Source organism: Pseudomonas sp. P1_A1, assembly GCF_056406935.1.
Window position 1 is genome coordinate 271,506 of sequence record NZ_JBFTZE010000002.1, and the last position, 19,946, is coordinate 291,451.

At 59.8% G+C, this 19,946-nt stretch carries 23 protein-coding genes; all 23 read left to right on the forward strand.

Annotated features, from left to right (window positions below):
- The first annotated feature begins 21 nt into the window (after positions 1-21).
- The 23 genes from tssA to icmH all read left to right on the forward strand — a co-directional run bounded on the left by tssA (position 22) and on the right by icmH (position 19,939).
- On the forward strand, positions 22-1,578 hold the full coding sequence (gene tssA, locus AC1D2Q_RS04105) for a type VI secretion system protein TssA (RefSeq protein WP_477812340.1): 1,557 nt from the start codon (positions 22-24) through the stop codon (positions 1,576-1,578).
- 32 nt (positions 1,579-1,610) lie between these two features.
- Positions 1,611-2,114, forward strand: coding sequence for a type VI secretion system contractile sheath small subunit (tssB, locus tag AC1D2Q_RS04110; RefSeq protein ID WP_305410538.1), 504 nt, complete (start codon positions 1,611-1,613; stop codon positions 2,112-2,114).
- Between the two features lie 28 nt (positions 2,115-2,142).
- Positions 2,143-3,618: a type VI secretion system contractile sheath large subunit gene (tssC, locus tag AC1D2Q_RS04115; RefSeq protein WP_019580436.1), complete on the forward strand. Its 1,476-nt coding sequence runs from the start codon at positions 2,143-2,145 to the stop codon at positions 3,616-3,618.
- A 12-nt stretch (positions 3,619-3,630) separates the two neighbouring features.
- Positions 3,631-4,038 carry a type VI secretion system baseplate subunit TssE gene (gene tssE / locus AC1D2Q_RS04120; protein ID WP_477812341.1) on the forward strand — a complete coding sequence of 136 codons (408 nt, stop codon included), beginning with the start codon at positions 3,631-3,633 and terminating at the stop codon, positions 4,036-4,038.
- Between the two features lie 10 nt (positions 4,039-4,048).
- Entirely contained in the window at positions 4,049-4,555 is a 507-nt protein-coding gene (locus AC1D2Q_RS04125; RefSeq protein WP_310661120.1) for a PAAR domain-containing protein, read from the forward strand.
- 4 nt (positions 4,556-4,559) lie between these two features.
- Positions 4,560-5,312: a hypothetical protein gene (locus AC1D2Q_RS04130; RefSeq protein WP_477812342.1), complete on the forward strand. Its 753-nt coding sequence runs from the start codon at positions 4,560-4,562 to the stop codon at positions 5,310-5,312.
- Complete coding sequence (locus AC1D2Q_RS04135) at positions 5,312-5,617, forward strand: hypothetical protein (RefSeq protein WP_477812343.1); 306 nt, start codon at positions 5,312-5,314, stop codon at positions 5,615-5,617. The genes AC1D2Q_RS04130 and AC1D2Q_RS04135 overlap by 1 nt, the downstream gene beginning before the upstream one ends.
- Positions 5,618-5,778: 161 nt before the next feature.
- Positions 5,779-5,994: a hypothetical protein gene (locus tag AC1D2Q_RS04140; protein ID WP_310661117.1), complete on the forward strand. Its 216-nt coding sequence runs from the start codon at positions 5,779-5,781 to the stop codon at positions 5,992-5,994.
- 56 nt (positions 5,995-6,050) lie between these two features.
- The gene (locus AC1D2Q_RS04145; RefSeq protein ID WP_305424490.1) at positions 6,051-6,251 is read left to right on the forward strand and encodes a hypothetical protein; all 201 of its coding nucleotides are present in this window, start codon (positions 6,051-6,053) and stop codon (positions 6,249-6,251) included.
- Positions 6,248-6,673 carry a hypothetical protein gene (locus AC1D2Q_RS04150; RefSeq protein WP_305424491.1) on the forward strand — a complete coding sequence of 142 codons (426 nt, stop codon included), beginning with the start codon at positions 6,248-6,250 and terminating at the stop codon, positions 6,671-6,673. Before AC1D2Q_RS04145 ends, AC1D2Q_RS04150 begins: the two co-directional genes overlap by 4 nt.
- Positions 6,670-7,071 carry a hypothetical protein gene (locus AC1D2Q_RS04155; RefSeq protein WP_305424492.1) on the forward strand — a complete coding sequence of 134 codons (402 nt, stop codon included), beginning with the start codon at positions 6,670-6,672 and terminating at the stop codon, positions 7,069-7,071. The genes AC1D2Q_RS04150 and AC1D2Q_RS04155 overlap by 4 nt, the downstream gene beginning before the upstream one ends.
- Positions 7,064-7,846 carry a hypothetical protein gene (locus AC1D2Q_RS04160; RefSeq protein ID WP_477812344.1) on the forward strand — a complete coding sequence of 261 codons (783 nt, stop codon included), beginning with the start codon at positions 7,064-7,066 and terminating at the stop codon, positions 7,844-7,846. Before AC1D2Q_RS04155 ends, AC1D2Q_RS04160 begins: the two co-directional genes overlap by 8 nt.
- 46 nt (positions 7,847-7,892) lie before the next feature.
- Complete coding sequence (locus AC1D2Q_RS04165) at positions 7,893-8,276, forward strand: hypothetical protein (RefSeq protein ID WP_305424495.1); 384 nt, start codon at positions 7,893-7,895, stop codon at positions 8,274-8,276.
- A 62-nt stretch (positions 8,277-8,338) separates the two neighbouring features.
- On the forward strand, positions 8,339-8,791 hold the full coding sequence (locus AC1D2Q_RS04170; protein ID WP_305424496.1) for a hypothetical protein: 453 nt from the start codon (positions 8,339-8,341) through the stop codon (positions 8,789-8,791).
- Positions 8,792-8,818: 27 nt separating this feature from the next.
- Positions 8,819-10,606: a type VI secretion system baseplate subunit TssF gene (tssF, locus tag AC1D2Q_RS04175; protein ID WP_477812345.1), complete on the forward strand. Its 1,788-nt coding sequence runs from the start codon at positions 8,819-8,821 to the stop codon at positions 10,604-10,606.
- Positions 10,570-11,577 carry a type VI secretion system baseplate subunit TssG gene (tssG, locus tag AC1D2Q_RS04180; protein ID WP_477812346.1) on the forward strand — a complete coding sequence of 336 codons (1,008 nt, stop codon included), beginning with the start codon at positions 10,570-10,572 and terminating at the stop codon, positions 11,575-11,577. Before tssF ends, tssG begins: the two co-directional genes overlap by 37 nt.
- Before the next feature lie 13 nt (positions 11,578-11,590).
- Positions 11,591-14,239, forward strand: a complete 2,649-nt coding sequence (gene tssH / locus AC1D2Q_RS04185) for a type VI secretion system ATPase TssH (protein ID WP_477812347.1) — start codon at positions 11,591-11,593, stop codon at positions 14,237-14,239.
- Between the two features lie 10 nt (positions 14,240-14,249).
- Positions 14,250-15,770: a sigma-54 interaction domain-containing protein gene (locus tag AC1D2Q_RS04190; RefSeq protein WP_477812348.1), complete on the forward strand. Its 1,521-nt coding sequence runs from the start codon at positions 14,250-14,252 to the stop codon at positions 15,768-15,770.
- Positions 15,771-15,863: 93 nt separating this feature from the next.
- Positions 15,864-16,004 carry a hypothetical protein gene (locus tag AC1D2Q_RS04195; protein ID WP_007894589.1) on the forward strand — a complete coding sequence of 47 codons (141 nt, stop codon included), beginning with the start codon at positions 15,864-15,866 and terminating at the stop codon, positions 16,002-16,004.
- A 17-nt stretch (positions 16,005-16,021) separates the two neighbouring features.
- Entirely contained in the window at positions 16,022-17,218 is a 1,197-nt protein-coding gene (gene tagH / locus AC1D2Q_RS04200) for a type VI secretion system-associated FHA domain protein TagH (protein WP_019580444.1), read from the forward strand.
- Positions 17,219-17,223: 5 nt separating this feature from the next.
- Entirely contained in the window at positions 17,224-17,724 is a 501-nt protein-coding gene (gene tssJ, locus AC1D2Q_RS04205; protein WP_018927445.1) for a type VI secretion system lipoprotein TssJ, read from the forward strand.
- A 2-nt stretch (positions 17,725-17,726) separates the two neighbouring features.
- The gene (gene tssK, locus AC1D2Q_RS04210) at positions 17,727-19,058 is read left to right on the forward strand and encodes a type VI secretion system baseplate subunit TssK (RefSeq protein WP_018927446.1); all 1,332 of its coding nucleotides are present in this window, start codon (positions 17,727-17,729) and stop codon (positions 19,056-19,058) included.
- A gap of 5 nt (positions 19,059-19,063) precedes the next feature.
- On the forward strand, positions 19,064-19,939 hold the full coding sequence (icmH, locus tag AC1D2Q_RS04215; protein ID WP_018927447.1) for a type IVB secretion system protein IcmH/DotU: 876 nt from the start codon (positions 19,064-19,066) through the stop codon (positions 19,937-19,939).
- The last annotated feature ends 7 nt before the right edge of the window (positions 19,940-19,946 follow it).

Below are 19,946 nucleotides of genomic sequence, written 5' to 3' on the forward strand. Positions count from 1 at the left end.
GATCCTAATTAAAGGCCATGGATGTCCTACTCAAGCAAACTTTCTGCCCATTACCTTGAACTCGCAAAAGCCTCTGTTTCCCAAGAGAATTTCGCGGGCGAGGATGTTCGCTTTTCGAGCGAATACGAGGCATTGGAAAGCGAGCTGGCCAAAGCCCAGTCCATGCACGAAAGTGGTCAGATCGACTGGCTGAAAATCCGCGAAAACAGCGAAAACCTGCTGCGCACTCAATCCAAGGATTTGCGTGTCGGCGCGTGGTTGACCTGGGCGCTATACCAACGTGAATCCTTCCAGGGGCTGCTGGCCGGCCTCGGTTTGCTGCACCATCTCTGTGAAAACCACTGGGCTGAAGTTCACCCGAACAAGGCCCGCACCCGCTCCGCCGCCATCAGCTGGTTGGTGCCGCGTCTTGAACAGGTGCTGAACGAAAACGTTGCGATCAAAGAGCAGCTGCCGCTGTTCCGCCGGCTGGTCGAGCATCTGGAAGGCCTCGACGCCGCGTGCACCGAGCACTTGGGCGATGACGCGCCGTTGCTGCTGCCGATCTCCCGCCGCTTGAAAAACATGGTTCAGCGCGCCGCCGACAACCAGCCGGAGCCCGGTGTGGTGGGCGCCGCGGTGGCTCAGGTCAAGCAGGCCGCGACCCAGCTGTTCACCCCCGGCGCGCCGATCGACAACGAGAAAGAAGCCCATAAGGCCCTGCGCGCCCAGCAGGAAAGCGCCCGTCCGTTGTGCGCCTGGTGGCTCAAGCAGAAAGCCACCGACCTGCGCGCCCTGCGCCTCAATCGTACGCTGCTGTGGCTGCCCATCGACGCGGTGCCCGAGCGCAATGCCGAGCAGATCACCGTCCTGCGTGGCGTGCCGGCAGACAAACTCAAGGCCTATCAGGACCGCTTCGACCAAGGGAAATACGCCGATCTGCTGGTAGAGCTGGAGGCGAGCCTGGCGAAGGCACCGTTCTGGTTCGATGGCCAGCGAATGGTCTGGGAATGCCTTCAGGGGCTGAACGCCGAGATGGCTATGCGCGAAGTGGAAATCCACTTCGCGCTTTTGGTTCAGCGCCTGCCCGGCATCATCGAGTTGCGCTTCCACGACGGCGCGCCGTTCGCCGACCCGGCCACCCGCGCCTGGATCAGCGCCCATGTCATGCCGCACCTGCAAAGCGCCAGTGCGCCGCGCAAGGTCGAGGTCGCTGATACCCAGCCGGCCTGGGAAGTGGCGCTGGAAGAAGTCATGCCGATTCTGCGCAAGGACGGCCTAAAGGCCGCCGTGCAGATCCTCAAGCAGGGCCTGCAAAGCGCCCACGGCGGGCGGGTTCGGTTCTTCTGGCAGTTCGCCCTCGCGCGACTGTGCTTCATGGCCAAGAAATACGAACTGGCCAAGACCCAACTCGAAACCCTCGACCAAACATTACAGGACTCAGGCCTGCACGCCTGGGAGCCCGATCTTGCGCTGGAAGTGCTGCATTTGCTGCATAGCTGCTGCGAGTTGTTACCGCAGAACCATGCAGTGCGTGAACGCAAGGAAGAGATTTATCGCAGGCTGTGCCACCTCGATCTCGAAGTGGTACTCGAATAGGCCCCAGGGCCACAACCGCAAGGAGAAAAGCCATGGCCAAAGAAGGCTCGGTAGCCCCCAAGGAACGCATCAACGTCACCTTCAAACCCGCCACCGGCGGTGCTCAGGAAGAGATTGAACTGCCGCTGAAACTACTGGCAATCGGTGACTACACCCACCGCAAGGACGAACGCAAAGTCGAAGATCGCAAGCCGATCAGCATCGACAAGATGACCTTCGACGAAGTGCTGGCCAAGCAAGAGCTGAGCCTGACCCTGAGCGTGCCGAACCGTCTGCAGGAAGATGGCGAAGCTGACGAGTTGGCCGTGCAACTGCGCGTCAATTCGATGAAGGACTTCAACCCGGCCTCGCTGGTCGAGCAAGTGCCCGAGCTGAAAAAACTGATGGAGCTGCGCGACGCGCTGGTAGCCCTCAAAGGCCCACTGGGTAACGCGCCTGCGTTCCGCAAAGCCATCGAAGGCGTGCTCGCCGACGACGAATCCCGCGGTCGCGTACTGGGTGAGCTGGGCCTGAACGCCACAGCCCCGGACGCCTGAGCCCCTATCAGCCAAGGAAGCCAACACAATGAGCACTAGCGCAGCACAGCAAAAGAGCAACGAGAACGGCGAATACAGCATTCTCGACAGCATCATCGCCGAAACCCGCCTGACCCCGGACGACGAAGCCTACGACATCGCCAAGCGCGGTGTGTCGGCGTTCATCGAAGAGTTGCTCAAGCCGCAGAACAACGGTGAGCCGGTCAAGAAGGCCATGGTCGACCGCATGATCGCCGAGATCGATGCCAAGCTCAGCCGTCAGATGGACGAAATCCTGCACCACCCGGATTTCCAGTCCCTGGAATCGTCGTGGCGTGGCCTGCAGTTGCTGGTCGACCGCACCAACTTCCGCGAAAACATCAAGATCGAAATCCTCAACGTCTCCAAGGACGACCTGCTGGATGACTTCGAAGATTCGCCGGAAGTGATGCAGTCGGGCCTGTACAAGCACATCTACACCGCTGAATACGGTCAGTTCGGTGGTCAGCCGGTTGGCGCGATCATCGCCAACTACTACATGTCCCCAAGCTCGCCGGACGTGAAACTGATGCAGTACGTGTCCAGCGTAGCCTGCATGTCCCACGCGCCGTTCATTGCTGCCGCCGGCCCGAAATTCTTTGGCCTGGAAAGCTTCACCGGCCTGCCGGACCTGAAAGATCTGAAAGATCACTTCGAAGGCCCGCAATTCGCCAAGTGGCAGAGCTTCCGTCAGTCGGAAGACTCCCGTTACGTTGGCCTGACCGTACCGCGTTTCCTGCTGCGTAACCCGTACGACCCGGAAGAAAACCCGGTCAAATCGTTCGTGTACAAAGAAACCGTCGCCAACAGTCACGAGCACTACCTGTGGGGCAACACGGCCTACGCGTTCGGCACCAAGCTGACCGACAGCTTCGCCAAATTCCGCTGGTGCCCGAACATCATCGGCCCACAGAGCGGTGGCGCGGTTGAAGACCTGCCGTTGCACCACTTCGAAAGCATGGGCGAAATCGAAACCAAGATTCCTACCGAGGTATTGGTTAGCGACCGTCGTGAATACGAACTGGCCGAGGAAGGTTTCATCTCCCTGACCATGCGCAAAGGCTCCGACAACGCGGCGTTCTTCTCCGCAAGCTCGGTGCAGAAGCCGAAGTTCTTCGGCATCAGCGCTGAAGGCAAGGCTGCAGAGCTGAACTACAAGCTCGGCACCCAACTGCCGTACATGATGATCGTCAACCGCCTGGCTCACTACTTGAAAGTGCTGCAGCGCGAGCAACTCGGTTCGTGGAAAGAACGTACCGACCTCGAGCTGGAACTCAACAAGTGGATCCGCCAGTACGTGGCCGACCAGGAAAACCCGAGCGCCGAAGTCCGTGGCCGTCGTCCACTGCGCGCTGCTCAGATCATCGTCAGCGATGTTGAAGGCGAGCCGGGCTGGTACCGCGTCAGCCTGAACGTGCGCCCGCACTTCAAGTACATGGGTGCCGATTTCACCCTGTCGCTGGTTGGCAAGCTGGACAAAGAGTAAACGGAGCGACCCATGACTGGATACGGCAGCCTTTTCGAACGCCTGAATGGCGACGCGGACAAACGCGTTGGCTGGAGCCGCGAGGTTTCCGCCATGGCGTCGGTGGCTGCCCATCTGGCCAAGATGCTCAGCACCCGTGCGGGCAGCGTGCAAACGCTGTCCGATTACGGACTACCCGATCTCAATGACATGCGCCTGAGCCTGCACGACTCCCTGAGTCAGGCCCGCCTGGCCATCGAAAGCTTCATCGAAGCCTACGAACCGCGCCTGAGCAATGTGCGTGTCATTTCCCTGCCGCGTGACAACGATCAGCTTCGCCTGTCCTTCAGCATTGAAGGCTTGCTGGAAGTTGATGGCTTCAAGCGTCAGGTCAGTTTCGCCGCGCGCCTGGATGGCAGCGGTCAAGTAAAGGTCAACTAAGGAGACTCCGATGTCCGGCAAACCCGCAGCACGCGTATCCGACCCCACCGCTTGCCCGCTCCCCGGCCACGGCACCAACCCGATCGCCGCCGGTTCGGGCGACGTGTTCTTCGACGGCCTCGCGGCCGCCCGCCAAGGCGATGCCTCGGCGTGTGGTGGTGCGATGGTTGGCGATTTAGCAACGACCGTTTTGATCAACGGTAAACCGGCGGCCACCGTCGACTCAGTCGGTACTCATGGCAACAAAGTCACGGCTGGGTCTTCGACGGTGATTATCGGGAACTCGCATTCGCCGGCGCCGTTTGTGGCGCCGTTGCCTGTGATTATTCCTGGGTTTGATGAGCAGTTTGTCTTGACTGATAAGAGCGGAACTCCTATGGCAAACCGTCGATATCTGTTGATCCGAGAAAATGGCCTACAAGAAGAAGGTGTTACCAGTGATACAGGTCTGACTCATCGAGTGGCGCGGCACAATAGTGCGGAAAAAGTCGATATCTACGTTGCATCAGAGGATTGATGCAATGACGACTGACGTATTGGAAACACCAACAGGCATATTTAAAAAGATTGCCTCGACCAGCAGTACTGCTACTGCGGACAGGGCACCGAAAAATATCGTGGTGGAAGAAGGTCTGACTGTTTATCTCGGCGGCGCTGGCATGACCGGTGGATATATTGATGATCAGGTTAAGTCTCTACGTATGGTCGGTATTAGTGGTGCAGTAGTAGGGCGAAATACTGAAGGCCAATACGTCGATGCGGTCGCTGGGGTCAACAAGCACCGTTATAGGCTTAAGACAATTAATGGTATGTCTAACACCGGGCCATACAGTGTTGAAGCAGACTGGAGTTTGAATGCGCTAGGAGTGAGTCGTTCCGTTTCAGTCGGAGGGCAGTTTAATCTTATTGGTTATTCTTTCGGGTCGCTGGTGGCCGCACAGTCAGCTCTTTACTACGCTGATAAGGGGCAGGCAGTTGATTATTTAGTTTTGATTGGTTCTCCCATTTCTGAAGAAATGTTGAGAGAGGTTAAACAGCAATCGCTTATTAAGCATGTTGTTGTTCTCGATCTGAAGGAGCATGGCGACCCGATCCATGCGGGCATGTCATTATTCGACCTGGCTGAACACGCCCCCTTGCTCGGTTCGCAGATGACAGAGTCCAGTGAGCGTAAGGAAGGTGTGGGACATTTCTACTACGGTATTGATGGACCATCTGGTGAACAGCGTCGGCTTGACTTGGCCCAATTCCTTTATGCCGAGGGCTTGCGTTGATGAGTAGCGCAAAAAAAGTCAGAGCAATGATCATCATCGCAATTGCTTTGGTCGCACCGTTTGCAATGTTCGAAATTTATGCGGTTGTCCGGTTTGGATTTGCTGAGCCTTATAGCTATTTGCTTTCCGTTCCGTTGGGGATTATCTCGTTCTTGCTGTTGCAGTTCGCTATTGGTTATGGGGTGGTTAAAGGGTGGGCAACCTGCAGAATGCCGGGTAACTACTATTTGATTGTACTTTGGGTCATCAGCTTGTTGGTGCTATTTGTACTTCCAAAGTTTTTTTCGAATGGGCCGATGTCGTGATTAGTTGTGAAGTAAGGCCAGCTCCGAAAATTGTGTTTGGGCTGCTATGTTCGAAAAGTGGGGCGGGTCCGAAAATTTCTAAAATGGTGAGTTGTTTTTATTTTTCTATGTCTGCGTTTTTTCTGCTGATGTCACTCACTGACCCCAAGACTAAATGGTCAGTGAGTGGTATTGATGTTTACAGCAGTTTATTTGTTTTTTGTGCTGCGCTTTATATTCCGATGATGGTATTTGTTTTTTATTATTTTGCAAAGGCAGTGGCAGTTATTTTTAGAGGGCAACGCTTACAAGATGGATTTCATCCCTTGGTCGCCGCCGCTGTAGGTGTTGTTGCTCTTTATAGTTTTAATAAGTGGGTGTTCAGTGAGTTGTTTTAGGCTTGGCTCGAAGCAACCCACTTGGAAAACTGAACGACATGCACGGGATAGGTGAAATGGAAGGCTACTTGGCGGTTGTTGCCGACAGCAATTTGTTTGGCGTTCTGGCATTGCTGTGTCTTGTGCTGATTCTGACCGGGCTTCGTCGTGGATTCCGAGAGTCGCTGCTCCATCGTGCACTGACGTTCGTAGTGTTAATGACCGTCGTCGTGATGGAGCTCACCGGTTCCTACTATGCGAATTTGAGTCCAGCATGAACATCTACGTCCGCTTTGCCATGTGCCTCGCTTTCCACGCTGCTGGATGCGTTGCTTACGCGTTCCTGAACGATGCAGTCGTCGTTGCCTATAAAGCGTTCAACGGCGGGTTCACAACGCGTGGCGTGGGAATCGGCATTGCTCATTACATGTTCATTTATATTTTTTTCGGGGTGAACGCACTGGTCGCAGTTTTCCCGAACCTATGGGCCAAACTCGGTTTGCTCGCGCTGATGGTTGCCTGGATTTTGTTCATGATGGTGCCCGACAACCCGTTGCGTGCGCTCTTCTACACCGTGGCCCAAGGTGGCGTCACGTTGTTGGCGATTCTAGTCACGCAGGTCATTGAGCTGCGTTGGGAAAAACGCGCGCTGATGCGGCAGGCGTTGCCTGCGAGTCCTGCGCAGGAGGTGGTCGCATGACCAGCTCGGGTCGCCTCAAAATGATTTGGCTACAGCGCTTCCTCATGGCGATGGGTGCGCTCGCCTGCGTGGCGCTCGGGGTGATTGTTTGCTACATGGATTTCTCTAAAGCACAGCCTCATGTGCTGAGCGAGTACCCGAATGCGAAGTGGCGCGGTGGTGCCGATGGTGGCCAGTTCGTAGAAATCAGCAAATCAGAACCACCCTATTATTTCGTGGAGATCCGCAATGATGATGGGTCATTGTGGGATCAGGGTTGGCTGAAGTTCGGAGATGAAAATAGCCAGCCGTTGACTGCCGACAGTGTGATGTTCTTCGCCGGCGAAGGAGTTATTTACCTTCAGCAAAGCCAGATTCTGAGCGCTGATAAAGCCATGGCCGGAGTTGTATATGAATAGCCGTCGGGTCTTCGGTCTGGCCGTGCATGCGCTGGCCTGCGTGGTTTATATCGTCATGAATGGCTATGCCGTGCCCGCCTACAAACAACTGGTCGGTGGGCTGACCTCGCGCGGTGTCGCCATCGGCATGGCGATGTACCTGATTTTCTACTTTTTCGTTTCCCTGAATTTGATTCTGGTCTTCATCCAGCGCCAGGCCATCCAGTTTGGCCTGGTGATTTTCATGATGCTGGCGATTTTGTTTTACCTGCTGCCGCAGTATCCCATCCGGGGTTTGGCGTACTGCGCACTCACGGGTGGCTTGACGGTTGGCGCCATCCTGCTGAGCAACGCCATCGACAATGCCTACAGCCGCTGGCGCAGGCTTGCGCAAGTGCAGCCGCTGGCGACTCACGACCGCCAGGCAACACCGCGTCTGCTGCTGATCACGGCGCTGATCGGTGTGTGCATATGTACCGTTTTGCTTGGGATGAAGATTTTCGGTGGTGTAACGGCAGAGGCCGTGACTCGACACTCGAACGATTCGGGTGAGTGCTATCTCGTCACATACGCGCCCGACTATCACAAGCTTGAATTGATCGGACAAGTGTTCGGGTTGTTCAGTAGTGAGTACTTTTTTCGGGTGTACACCACGGAAGGCGCGCTGCTCGAATCGTCCGAATGGAATTTTCGGGTGACTGAAATTTTCGGTGTTCCCCCTGAGTTCAGCGGCTCGACAGTGCTCTATCCCGGCACGCATGGTTATGAATACTGGTGGGTGCCGGAATGCGCCTGATCGCCAGAAGAACTCGCATGCGCAAAACCCGAACATGGTGCGCGCAATGACGCCATGGATTCGCGTATGGAAATGGCTCAATCACCTGCTGAGCCTGATCGGTGCATTGTCCATCATCGTGGTCGCGACGTTCTGGATCGGCTCGAGCCGGGGCAACGCGAAGCCGGTATTGCCCGAGCATCCCGATGCGGTATGGCGCGGCGCGCAGGACGGTGGCTACTTCATCGAGATCAGCCAATCCACGCCGCCGGACTATTTCGTCCAGGTGCGCGCGGAGGGCGGCAGTCTGGTGACAGAAGGCTGGACTCGTTTCAGCATTCCCGACGGCAAGCCGCTCACGATGAATCGTGTAAGCGGGGCCGACAGCGAGTACCTCTTCATCGACTCGTACGTGCCGATCACTGCGAGCAAGGGAGGGCAGAGCCAGTGAAATTTCGCTCTTGCCAGACAACGGTGTTACCGGGTCGCCAAGCTGAGGATAGGGGCTTGCCAATGATCGACGCAGCGGACGAGATGCCCACGCTTAGCCGCGCGCAGCTTGGTTTCTTCATGGCTGCCTTGTGGTGGCCATTGCTGGCGGTGCTGGCGATTTTTTCCTATGGCCTGTGGATTGGCGAGTACTCCACGTTCGATTCATCCGAGACCCATTGGGTGTACCTGTTGTGGTGGGGCATCCCCGGGTTGTTGATGTTTTCGCTGTGGACTTCTCGATCCGCCAAGAGCCGAAACGAGCAACAAGCGTTGCGGATGGTCTGGTTGGCGCCGTTGAAGTTCATTCCGTTCTACGCCGTGCCATGGATGCTTTATGGCTTGTTCAGTCTGGTCGCCGGGCAGCTCAGTGACTCTTACATGGCCTACGGCTGGATCCTGATCGTGCCGTACCTCCTGATCGTCGGTTATTTCTGTGCCGGCGTGACGGTCGTGCTCTACAGGATATTTTTTTGATGAGATCCACTACCAGGAAGGTACCTCGTGTCCTTTAACCACTACTACCAAAGCGAACTCACCGCACTTCGCCAGTTAGGTCGTCGTTTCGCCGAGCGTAGCCCGGCGTTGGCGCCTTTTCTCGGTCAGGCCGGGCGGGATCCGGATGTGGAGCGGTTGCTGGAGGGCTTTGCCTTTCTGACCGGGCGCCTGCGCCAGAAGCTCGACGACGAGCTGCCGGAGCTCAGCCACTCGCTGATGCAGCTGCTGTGGCCGAACTACATGCGACCGCTGCCGGCGTTCAGCATTTTGCAGTTCGACCCGTTGAAACGTTCCGGGCCAGCGTTGAGGGTCGAGCGTGATACGCCGGTGGAGAGTGTGCCGGTCGATGAGGTGCGCTGCCGTTTCCGCACCTGCTACCCGACCGAAGTCTTGCCGCTGGATCTGGCCGCGCTGACTTACTCGGTGAAGGGTGACGGTTCGCTGTTGAGCCTGCGCCTGGAGATGAGCGCGGATGGTCACCTCGGCGAGCTGGAGCTGAGTCGTCTGCGCTTGCACTTCGCCGGTGAGCGCTACATCAGCCAGATGCTGTACCTGAGCCTGTTGCGCAACCTCGAAGGTATCGAGCTGATCCCGCTGGACGCTGCCGGCAAGGCCATCAACGGTGTGAGCGGTCAGCCGATGGCGTTCAAGATGCCCGGCGACCGCGTGCAGCCGGTGGGTTTTGCCGAAGAAGAAGCGTTGATCCCGTATCCGCTGAACACCTTCCGTGGCTATCGCTACCTGCAGGAATATTTCGCCTTCCAGGACAAATTCCTGTTCGTTGATATCAACGGTCTGGACCTGCTCAAGGCACTGCCGGAAGACACGCTCAAGCAGATGCGCGGCCTGGAATTGCGCTTCGATATTCGCAAGAGCGGCATCATGCGGATGCGTCCGACCCTGGACAACGTGAAGCTCTATTGCACGCCGATCGTCAACCTGTTCGAGCACGATGCACTGCCGATTCGCCTCGACGGCAAGCAGGACGAATACCTGCTGCTGCCGGCGGAATACGACCTGGAAAACTGCGGTGTGTTTTCGGTGGAAACCGTGACTGGCTGGAAGCCCGGCGGCCTCGGTTATCAAGAGTACGTGCCATTCGAATCCTTCGAGCACGACCCGAGTTTCGACGTGCCCAACAGCCGTCCGCATTACAGCATCCGCCAGCGTTCGTCGTTGTTGCACGACGGCCTCGACACCTACCTGAGCTTCGGCATCCGCCACACCGAAGCCCACGAAACCCTGTCGATCGAGCTGATGTGCACCAACCAGAACCTGCCGCGCAAGCTCAAGCTCGGCGACATCCGCATGGCCTGCGAAGAGACGCCGGAGTTTTTGAGTTTCCGCAATATCACCCCGGCTACCTCGAGTTTCGCGCCGCCGCTGAACCGCGACTTCCTCTGGAAGCTGATCAGCAACATGTCGCTCAACTATCTGTCGCTGGCCGACGTCAATGCGTTGAAGGTGATTCTCGAAACCTACGACCTGCCGCGCTACTACGACCAACACGCGGAAAAAGTCAGCAAACGCCTGCTGGGCGGGCTCAAGTCGATCAAGCACCAGCATGTCGACAGATTGCACCGAGGGTTGCCGGTTCGCGGGTTGCGCACCGAGCTGACTATCGACCCGGAAGGGTATATCGGCGAGGGCGACCTGTTCGTGTTCGCTTCGGTTCTTAACGAGTTTTTCGCGCTTTACGCCAGTCTCAATTCGTACCACGAGCTGCGGGTAAAAAGCACACAGGGAGAGGTGTACCAATGGACACCACGTATGGGCCTGCAGCCCCTGCTTTAAGCGGGCTGACCCGGGTAATACGCGAGTACTCGCTGTTTCAGGCCGTGCTGCTGGTGATCGACCGGCTGCGCGATGCACACCCGCACCTGAGCGAAGACGACCTGTACGACCAGCTGGAATTCCAGGCCAACCCGAGCCTGGGTTTCCCTGGCAGTGACGTCGATCGCGTGGAGTTTTTCAAAGAGCACGGGCAGATGCGTGCGCGTCTGCGTTTCAACCTGATCGGCCTGGTCGGTTCCGGTTCGCCGCTGCCTGCGTTTTACGGTGAACAGGCCCTGGGCGACAGCGAAGACGGCAACCCGACCCGTAACTTCCTCGACCTGTTTCACCATCGCCTGCAACGGCTGATGCTGCCGATCTGGCGCAAATACCGCTACCGCGCCAGTTTCCAGAGTGGCGCGCTCGATCCGTTTTCGGCGCAACTGTTTGCCCTGATCGGCCTTGGTGGCGAAGAGATCCGCAAGGCTCAGGAACTGAACTGGAAACGCCTGCTGCCGTACCTCGGCCTGCTCAGCTTGCGGGCGCACTCGGCGGCGTTGATCGAAGCGGTGCTGCGTTACTACTTCAAGCACGCCGAACTGACTATCGAGCAGTGCATCGAGCGCCGCGTCGAAATCCTCGACGAGCAACGCAATCGCCTCGGTCGCGGCAACAGCATGCTCGGCGAAGACCTGGTGCTGGGTGAACACGTACGCGACCGCAGCGGCAAATTCCGCATTCACATCCGCGAGCTCGACTGGCAACGCTTTCACGAATTTCTGCCGATCGGTTTCGGCTACCAGCCGCTGTGCGCGCTGGTGCGGTTCACCCTGCGTGACCCGCTCGATTACGACATTCGCCTGGTGCTGCGCCAGGAAGAAATCCGCGAACTGCGCATCGGTGAGCAGRACGCCTGTCGCCTGGGGTGGACCAGTTGGCTCGGCCGCGAAAAAGCGGACGGCGTGGTGACCCTGGGCAGCAAAATTCATTAAGGACAGATGACACATGATCAACGTAGACCTGCAACAACTTATCCAGGCGCTGGACGCCGAAACCCGTCGTGACCTGGAAAGTTCTGCCGAGCGCTGCGTCGCCCGTGGCGGCAGCAAGATCCTCGTCGAAGACTTGCTGCTGGGCCTGCTGGAGCGTCCGCAAGGCCTGCTCGCACGGGCGTTGCAGGATGCCGAAGTGGACGCCGGCGAGCTGAGCGCCGCGCTGCAATCGCGGGTCGAGCACAGCGCCTCGCGCAACCCGGTGTTCGCCCCGGAACTGGTGCAGTGGCTGCAGGATGCCTTGCTGGTGGCCAACCTCGAACTGGGCCAGAGCCAGGTCGAGCAAGCCGCGTTGATCCTCGCGCTGCTGCGCAACCCGATGCGCTACGCCGGCAGCCGTTATCAGTCGTTGCTGGCCAAGCTGAACATCGAGCGCCTGAAAGAATTCGCCCTGTCGCAGAAAGAACAGCCGGCCACCGGCAAACCGGCGGTGCCTGGTGAATCGTTGTTGGAGCGCTTTACCCACAACCTGACCCAACAGGCCCGCGACGGCAAACTCGACCCGGTGCTGTGCCGCGATGGCGCGATCCGCCAGATGGTCGACATCCTCGCTCGTCGCCGCAAGAACAACCCGATTGTGGTCGGTGAAGCCGGCGTCGGTAAAACCGCGATCGTCGAAGGCCTGGCCTCGCGCATCGCCGCCGGTGAAGTGCCGCAAGTCTTGAAAGGCGTCGAGCTGCTGTCATTGGACATGGGCCTGTTGCAGGCCGGTGCCAGCGTCAAAGGCGAATTCGAACGTCGCCTCAAAGGTGTGATCGACGAAGTCAAAGCCTCGCCGAAACCGATCATCCTGTTCATCGACGAAGCCCACACCCTGATCGGCGCGGGTGGCAACGCCGGCGGTTCTGATGCGGCCAACCTGTTGAAACCGGCCCTGGCCCGTGGCGAGTTGCGCACCATCGCCGCCACCACCTGGGCGGAGTACAAAAAATACTTCGAGAAAGACCCGGCGCTGGCTCGTCGTTTCCAGCCGGTGCAACTGCACGAACCGACCGTCAGCGAAGCGGTGACCATCCTGCGTGGCCTGGCTCAGGTCTACGAGAAGAGCCACGGCATCTACCTGCGCGATGACGCCGTTGTGGCGGCGGCCGAATTGTCCGCCCGTTACCTGGCGGGTCGTCAGCTGCCGGACAAGGCCGTCGACGTGCTCGACACTGCCTGCGCCCGCGTACGCATCAGCCTCGCCGCAGCCCCGGAAAGCCTGGAGCGCCTGCGTGGCGAGCTGGCCGAAGGTGGCCGTCAGCGTCAGGCCCTGCGTCGTGATGCCGAAGCTGGTTTGCTGATCGATCACGAAGCGCTGGATGCTCTGGAAGATCGCTTGGCCGACGCCGAAGACGAAAGGGTCGCTCTGGAAACGCTGTGGACCGAGCAGAAAGAGCTGGCCGAGCGTCTGCTGGAGCTGCGTCAGCAACTGGCCAAGGCCCGCGAGTCCGCCGCTGTCGAACCGACCATCACGGTTGAAGAGGACGCCGAAGGCACCGTGATCGAAACGCTGCCGGTGGACGAAGCGCAAAGCGTTGAAACCCTGGAAGTCGCACTCAACGAAACTCACAAAGCGCTGACCGAGCTTCAGGTCAAAGAACGCCTGGTGAGCTTCGAAGTCTGCCCGCGTCTGGTGGCCGAAGTGATCAGTGCCTGGACCGGTGTTCCATTGGCGCAACTGGCCCGCGAACACAACGCCAAGGTCGCAAGCTTCGCCACCGACCTGCGCACGCGTATTCGTGGTCAGGAGCAAGCGGTTCATGCGCTGGACCGTTCGATGCGCGCCACCGCCGCTGGCCTGAACAAGCCGGATGCCCCGGTCGGCGTGTTCCTGCTGGTCGGTCCGAGCGGCGTCGGCAAGACCGAAACCGCACTGGCCCTCGCCGATTTGTTGTACGGCGGTGATCGTTTCATCACCACCATCAACATGTCCGAGTTCCAGGAGAAGCACACCGTGTCGCGCCTGATCGGTGCGCCGCCGGGCTACGTCGGTTACGGCGAGGGCGGCATGCTCACCGAAGCCGTGCGGCAGAAACCGTACTCGGTGGTGCTGCTCGATGAAGTCGAAAAAGCCGACCCGGACGTGCTCAACCTGTTCTACCAAATCTTCGACAAAGGCGTGGCCAACGACGGGGAAGGGCGCGAGATCGATTTCCGCAACACGCTGATCCTGATGACCTCGAACCTGGGCAGCGACCGCATCAGCGAGCTCTGCGAAAACGGCGCGCGGCCGACCGCCGAAGTCCTCGAAGAAACCATTCGCCCGGTGCTCAGCAAACACTTCAAACCGGCGTTGCTGGCGCGCATGCGCGTGGTGCCTTACTACCCGGTGGGCGGCCCGGTGCTGCGCGAGCTGATCGAAATCAAACTCGGTCGTCTGGGCGAGCGCCTGAACCGTCGTCAGCTGGATTTCACTTACTCCCAGGACCTCGTCGATCACCTGGCCGAACGCTGCACTCAAAGCGACAGCGGCGCACGCCTGATCGACCACTTGCTCGACCTGCATGTGCTGCCGCTGGTGGCCGACCGTTTGCTCGATGCAATGGCCACCGGTGAAAGCCTCAAGCGCGTGCATGCGACGCTCGACGGCAATGCCAGCGTGACGTGCGAGTTCGCCTGAGGTGGGTGTGATGTTCACTCAAGTGCCGCAACCGCTGGTCTATGCCGAAGCCTTGCTGGCGCAGTTTGCCAGCCTGTCGCGGGCGGCGGACGGTGCTGCGCTGCTGGGTGACTTCGTGCGCGGCCTGGCCGAACTCAGCGGTTGCGAGCTGACGCAGTTGTACCTGCTGGACGCGACCCACACCTGCCTGGGGATGAACGCCGAGTGCCTGAACGGCGTTCTGCAACCCCGGGAAGGGGCCAGCCTGCCGGCGGATTACAACGGTGAACAACTGCTGCAATTCGCCCTGTGCCAGAACCGCGTGGTGTGCCTCAGCGAGCTGAGCGGCAGCCTGCACGAAACCAGTTTCCTGCCGCCCCAGGCCACGCCCTGGCAGTCGCTGCTGTGCGTGCCGCTGGTCAATCAGCAGAAGGCTGTTGAAGGTTTACTGCTGTGCGCCAGTCGCCGGGAAATCGACCTGCAAGGCTTTGCCGATTCCCTCGGTCAACTGGGCTCGTTCGTGCTCGGTCAACTGCACTTGTTGCAGCGTTTGCGTCAGCCGACCGTCGATACGCGCCCGGTGCCGATCCACGTCCCAAGTGCCAGCGGTTATGGCCTGATCGGCAAGAGCGCGGCCATGCGCCAGACCTACTCGCTGATCAGCAAAGTGCTGCACAGCCCATACACCGTGCTGTTGCGCGGCGAGACCGGCACCGGCAAGGAAGTGGTTGCGCGGGCGATTCACGATTGTGGCCCGCGCCGGTCCCAGGCGTTCATCGTGCAGAACTGCGCGGCGTTCCCCGAGAACCTGCTGGAAAGCGAGCTGTTCGGCTACCGCAAAGGCGCCTTCACCGGTGCCGACCGCGACCGTGCCGGGCTGTTCGACGCGGCCAACGGCGGCACCTTGTTGCTCGATGAAATCGGCGACATGCCGCTGTCCCTGCAAGCCAAATTGCTGCGGGTATTGCAGGAAGGCGAGATCCGCCCGCTGGGTTCCAACGACACCCACAAAATCGACGTGCGGATCATTGCCGCGACGCACCGGGATTTGTCGGTGCTGGTCAGCGAAGGCAAGTTCCGCGAGGACTTGTACTACCGCCTCGCGCAATTCCCGATCGAGCTGCCGGCGTTGCGTCAGCGCGAAGGCGACATTCTCGATCTGGCACGGCACTTCGCCGACAAGGCCTGCTCGTTCTTGCAGCGCGATGCGGTGCGTTGGTCCGACGCGGCGCTGGATCACCTGTCCGGTTACGCCTTCCCCGGCAACGTTCGCGAACTCAAGGGTTTGGTCGAGCGCGCAGTGCTGCTGTGCGAGGGCGGCGAGTTGCTGGCCGAGCATTTCTCCCTGCGCATGGAAGCCATGCCGGAGGACAGCAGCGGCTTGAACCTGCGCGAACGCCTGGAGCAGGTCGAGCGCAGTCTGCTGCTCGACTGCCTGCGCAAAAACGACGGCAACCAGACCCTCGCCGCCCGCGAACTCGGGCTGCCACGGCGCACGCTGCTGTATCGCCTCGGGCGGCTGAATATCAATTTGGGTGACTTCGATGGGTAGGCAAAAGACCGTCGGATCCGCCTCATTTGCTTCTAACAGCGCCGCCCGAAAGGGTCGGCGCTTTGTGCTTTGTCTACCCCTGGAGACCCTCTGATGCCTGTTCGTCACTGGCAAGCCGTCCTGCTGACCCTCGTCGTTCTATGCGGCCTCGGCGGCTGTAGCGGCAATTACAAATACAACGACAACACCTATCGCCCATTGGGTGATCCGCAGGCGGTCAATCGCGGCAAGTGACCGCAAGGAGCATCATCATGGAACTGGTTTTCGAAATGCTGAACACCAAGCAGTTCGTGCCCACGGATTTGTGCCAGAAGACCTTCAAACAGGCCGGTGGCGTGATCGGCCGGGGCGAGGACTGCGACTGGATCATCCCCGACCGCAAGCGTCACCTGTCCAACCACCACGCGGTGATCAGCTACCGCGAGGGCACGTTTTTCCTGACCGATACCAGCAGCAACGGTATTCAGGACAGCGAAAGCGGCGCACGCCTGCGCAAGGGCGAGCCGATGCGCATCGAGCACGGCAGCGTGTACGTGCTGGGCGACTTCGAGATCCGTGCGCGGCTGGTGCGCGACCCGGCCACATTCGACGTGGAAGTCGGCCGCCCGCAAGCGGCAGGCAGCATCATTCCGGACGATGCGTTCCTCGACCTCGACCCGCTCAATGCCCTCGACCAGCAAGAGCGCGTGTATTCGGAGATCGAGGAGCTGATTTCCCCGAGCACGGTGATCGAGGACACCCGTCAGCGCGCCGACTACGCGCGCATCGACATGGAAAGCCTGATGGTGCCGGAGCTGATCGCCGCCCCGGCAGAACCAGCGCCAGCCCCGCCGCCGAAAGCGGTGGAGCGTCAGAGCGAAGGTTTCTGGGAGCACTTCGGTGCGGCGTTGGGCGTGGACCTCAAAGGCCTCGACCACGACGCCCGCGAAGCCCTGGCCCTGAACGCCGCACGCCTGCTCAAGCAGAGCGTCGGCGGTTTGCAGCAGAGCCTGCGCACCCGCAGCGAGCTGAAAAACGAACTGCGCCTGGCCCAGACCACCGTACAAGGCAGCCAAAAGAACCCGTTGAAATTCGCCGTCGATGCCGGTGAAGCGCTGGGCATTCTGTTGCAGGGCAACAAGCCGGGCCAATTGCCGGCCGAGCAAGCGATCTCCCGTGCGTTCCGCGATTTGCAGGCGCATCAGGTGGCCTTGCTGACCGCCAGCCGCGCCGCCGTTCGCGGCACCCTGGAGCACTTCTCGCCGCAACAGCTGACCCTGCGTTTCGAGCGCGACAACAAGCCGTTGCTCGCCACCTCCGGCAGTCGCTGGAGAGCTTATGGGCGTTATCACCAGGCCCTGCGTCAGGACGATGACTGGAGCGAGCGCCTGCTGGCCCGCGACTTCGCCCAGGCCTACGAAGAACAGATCCGCCTGATTTCCACCCTTCACACCGACCACCAAGGATGATGCGCATGTCTCGCTGTTCCACCGCTTTTTTCAAGATGCTGACTGCGTTCGCTGCTTTGGTGCTGCTGGCCGGTTGCTCGTCGCTGTCGCCGTATTCCACCGTGACCAAACTCAACTTGAAGCTGACCGCCAGCGATCAATTGAACCCGGACCTCAACGGTCGTCCATCGCCGATCGTCGTGCGCCTGTTCGAGCTCAAGCACCCGGTGGCCTTCGAGAACGCTGATTTCTTCAGCCTCTACGAACGCGCCAAGGAATCCCTGGCCCCGGACCTGGTGGCCAGCGAAGAGCTGGAGCTGCGCCCGGGTGAAACCGTCGAGCTCAAGCTCAGTGTGGAGGAGGGCAGCCGTTACGTTGGCGTGCTCGCCGCCTACCGCGACCTGCCGGAAACCAAGTGGCGCTACACCGTGCAAATCACTCCGGTGCAAGTCACCGCGGCTGACCTGACCCTCGATCAGGCCGGCATCCGCAACACCCATGAAACGCTCGCCAAGGCGGATGACTGAACATGAATGCCCATAAAGTCATTTGGCAGGAAGGCATGCTGCTGCGTCCGCAGCACTTCCAGCACAACGATCGTTACTACGACCACCAGATGAAGACCCGTACCCAGTTGCTGGGCAGCTACACCTGGGGCTTCCTCAACCTGGAAATCGACTTGCAGTTCCTCAACATGGGCAAACTGGTGATCAGCCAGGCCTCGGGGATTCTGCCGGATGGCAGCCTGTTCGAACTGGGCGGCAACACCGAGCCGTTGGCCCTGGACGTGCCGCCGAACACCGGCAACACGCCGATCTACCTGGCGCTGCCGTTGGTGACGGGTAACCACATCGAGGCCCGTCGCCCGGAGCAATCCGACGTGCTGGCGCGCTACACCGCGTACGAAGCGGAAGTGGCCGACTCCAACGCCGGTGACGACTCCGCCAGCCAGGTCAGTTGCGCCCGTCCGGACTTCAAGCTATTGCTCGGCGAGCAGCAGAGCGATCAGGCCTACGTGAAACTGAAGATCTGCGAAGTGCTCGACACCACGCCCGACGGCGTGATCAGCCTCGATCCGGACTTCGTGCCGACCTACATTCAGGCGCACTCGTCCAGCTACCTGCTGTCGTGCCTCAAAGAAGTAATCAGCATGCTCGGCCACCGGGGCGACACCATCGCCGACCGGATCCGCTCCAACGGCAAGGTCGGTGGCGCGGAAGTCGGCGACTTCATGATGCTGCAACTGATCAACCGCACTGAATTGTTGCTGCGCCATTACCTCGGCCTGGAACAGGTTCACCCGGAGGAGTTGTACCGCACGCTGCTGACCATGCTCGGTGATCTGGCGACGTTTTCCAGTGACAGCAAACGCCCGCGTCTGGACAGCCGTTACCAGCACAGCGACCAGGGCGCGAGCTTCCGCAAACTGATGGAGGCGATTCGTCAGGTGCTGTCGATGGTGCTCGAGCAGCACGCCATCGAACTGGTGCTGCAAGCGCGTCAGTACGGGATCATCGTGTCGCCGTTGCACGACCACAAACTGCTGGGCTCGGCCTCGTTCGTGCTCGCGGCCAGTGCCAACTGCGACTCCGAAGAACTGCGCCATCGCTTGCCGGCGCACCTCAAGGTCGGCCCGGTGGAGCGCATCCGCCAACTGGTCAACCTGCACCTGCCGGGTATCAAGGTCAAACCGCTGCCGGTGGCCCCACGGCAGATCGCGTTCCACTCCAACAAAACCTATTTCATCCTCGAACTCAGTTCCGAAGACCTGGCGCAACTCGAACGCTCCGGCGGCTTCGCGTTCCACGTGTCCGGCGAATTCGCCGAGCTTGAACTGAAATTCTGGGCCATCAGGAACTGACCGACATGATCAAGGACATGGAACACACCCAGGACGACAAAACCGTCCTGCTCGACCGCCAGGGCCACGGCCCGGCCTCGAGTCCGCTGACTGACTTCGCGGCACCGCCGCGTTTTGAACAGTTGGAAGAACGGATGATCTACGCCGCGCGTCTGCGCCCGGCCGAAGCGTTCAACATCAGCCTCAATTCACTGGTGGCGGCGGCATCCGAACTGCTGTCGGAAGTGGTGCGGCTCAAACACAGCGACACCCGCGAAGACCTGTACGCGCTCAACGAGCGGCTGACCGCCGGGCTGAAGCTGTTTGAAGTGCGGGCGCTGCACAACGGTGCCGAAAGCAGCCAGGTGATGGCCGCCCGTTACGTGCTCTGCACCGTGGTCGACGAAGCCGTCGTCACCACGCCGTGGGGCAACGAAAGCGAGTGGTCGCAGATGAGCCTGCTCAGCAGCTTCCACAACGAAACCTTCGGTGGCGAGAAGTTCTTCCAACTGCTGGATCGCCTGTCGAAAAACCCGGTCAAGCACCTGCCGATGCTGGAGCTGATGTACCTGTGCCTGTCCCTCGGCTTCGAAGGCAAGTACCGGGTGCAAGCCCGCGGCATGCTCGAGCTCGAAGGCATCCGCGACGCCCTGTATCGGCAGATTCGCCAACTGCGCGGCGACGTGCCTCGCGAGTTGTCGCCGCATTGGGAAGGCTTGAACGATCAGCGCCGCAGCCTGGTGCGCATCGTGCCGGCGTGGATGGTGGTGCTGTTCACCGTGGTGTGCCTGGTGGTGATGTATTCGGGCTTCGCCTGGGTGCTGGGCGAACAACGCGAAACCGTTCTGCAACCTTATCAGCAGCTTGATCCGGCCACGGCTCAGCCGCAGTCGAAGCCGTAAACAGGGA

Coding starts and splice junctions, on each gene's coding strand:
- AC1D2Q_RS04130 (WP_477812342.1), top strand. CDS start 4,560: ATGACGACTGACGTATTGGAAACACCAACAGGCATATTTAAAAAGATT.
- tagH (WP_019580444.1), top strand. CDS start 16,022: ATGGAACTGGTTTTCGAAATGCTGAACACCAAGCAGTTCGTGCCCACG.
- tssA (WP_477812340.1), top strand. CDS start 22: ATGTCCTACTCAAGCAAACTTTCTGCCCATTACCTTGAACTCGCAAAA.
- AC1D2Q_RS04195 (WP_007894589.1), top strand. CDS start 15,864: ATGCCTGTTCGTCACTGGCAAGCCGTCCTGCTGACCCTCGTCGTTCTA.
- AC1D2Q_RS04125 (WP_310661120.1), top strand. CDS start 4,049: ATGTCCGGCAAACCCGCAGCACGCGTATCCGACCCCACCGCTTGCCCG.
- AC1D2Q_RS04135 (WP_477812343.1), top strand. CDS start 5,312: ATGAGTAGCGCAAAAAAAGTCAGAGCAATGATCATCATCGCAATTGCT.
- AC1D2Q_RS04165 (WP_305424495.1), top strand. CDS start 7,893: ATGACGCCATGGATTCGCGTATGGAAATGGCTCAATCACCTGCTGAGC.
- tssK (WP_018927446.1), top strand. CDS start 17,727: ATGAATGCCCATAAAGTCATTTGGCAGGAAGGCATGCTGCTGCGTCCG.
- tssB (WP_305410538.1), top strand. CDS start 1,611: ATGGCCAAAGAAGGCTCGGTAGCCCCCAAGGAACGCATCAACGTCACC.
- icmH (WP_018927447.1), top strand. CDS start 19,064: ATGATCAAGGACATGGAACACACCCAGGACGACAAAACCGTCCTGCTC.
- AC1D2Q_RS04170 (WP_305424496.1), top strand. CDS start 8,339: ATGATCGACGCAGCGGACGAGATGCCCACGCTTAGCCGCGCGCAGCTT.
- tssC (WP_019580436.1), top strand. CDS start 2,143: ATGAGCACTAGCGCAGCACAGCAAAAGAGCAACGAGAACGGCGAATAC.
- tssJ (WP_018927445.1), top strand. CDS start 17,224: ATGTCTCGCTGTTCCACCGCTTTTTTCAAGATGCTGACTGCGTTCGCT.
- tssH (WP_477812347.1), top strand. CDS start 11,591: ATGATCAACGTAGACCTGCAACAACTTATCCAGGCGCTGGACGCCGAA.
- AC1D2Q_RS04190 (WP_477812348.1), top strand. CDS start 14,250: ATGTTCACTCAAGTGCCGCAACCGCTGGTCTATGCCGAAGCCTTGCTG.
- AC1D2Q_RS04155 (WP_305424492.1), top strand. CDS start 6,670: ATGACCAGCTCGGGTCGCCTCAAAATGATTTGGCTACAGCGCTTCCTC.
- AC1D2Q_RS04145 (WP_305424490.1), top strand. CDS start 6,051: ATGGAAGGCTACTTGGCGGTTGTTGCCGACAGCAATTTGTTTGGCGTT.
- tssE (WP_477812341.1), top strand. CDS start 3,631: ATGACTGGATACGGCAGCCTTTTCGAACGCCTGAATGGCGACGCGGAC.
- AC1D2Q_RS04160 (WP_477812344.1), top strand. CDS start 7,064: ATGAATAGCCGTCGGGTCTTCGGTCTGGCCGTGCATGCGCTGGCCTGC.
- AC1D2Q_RS04150 (WP_305424491.1), top strand. CDS start 6,248: ATGAACATCTACGTCCGCTTTGCCATGTGCCTCGCTTTCCACGCTGCT.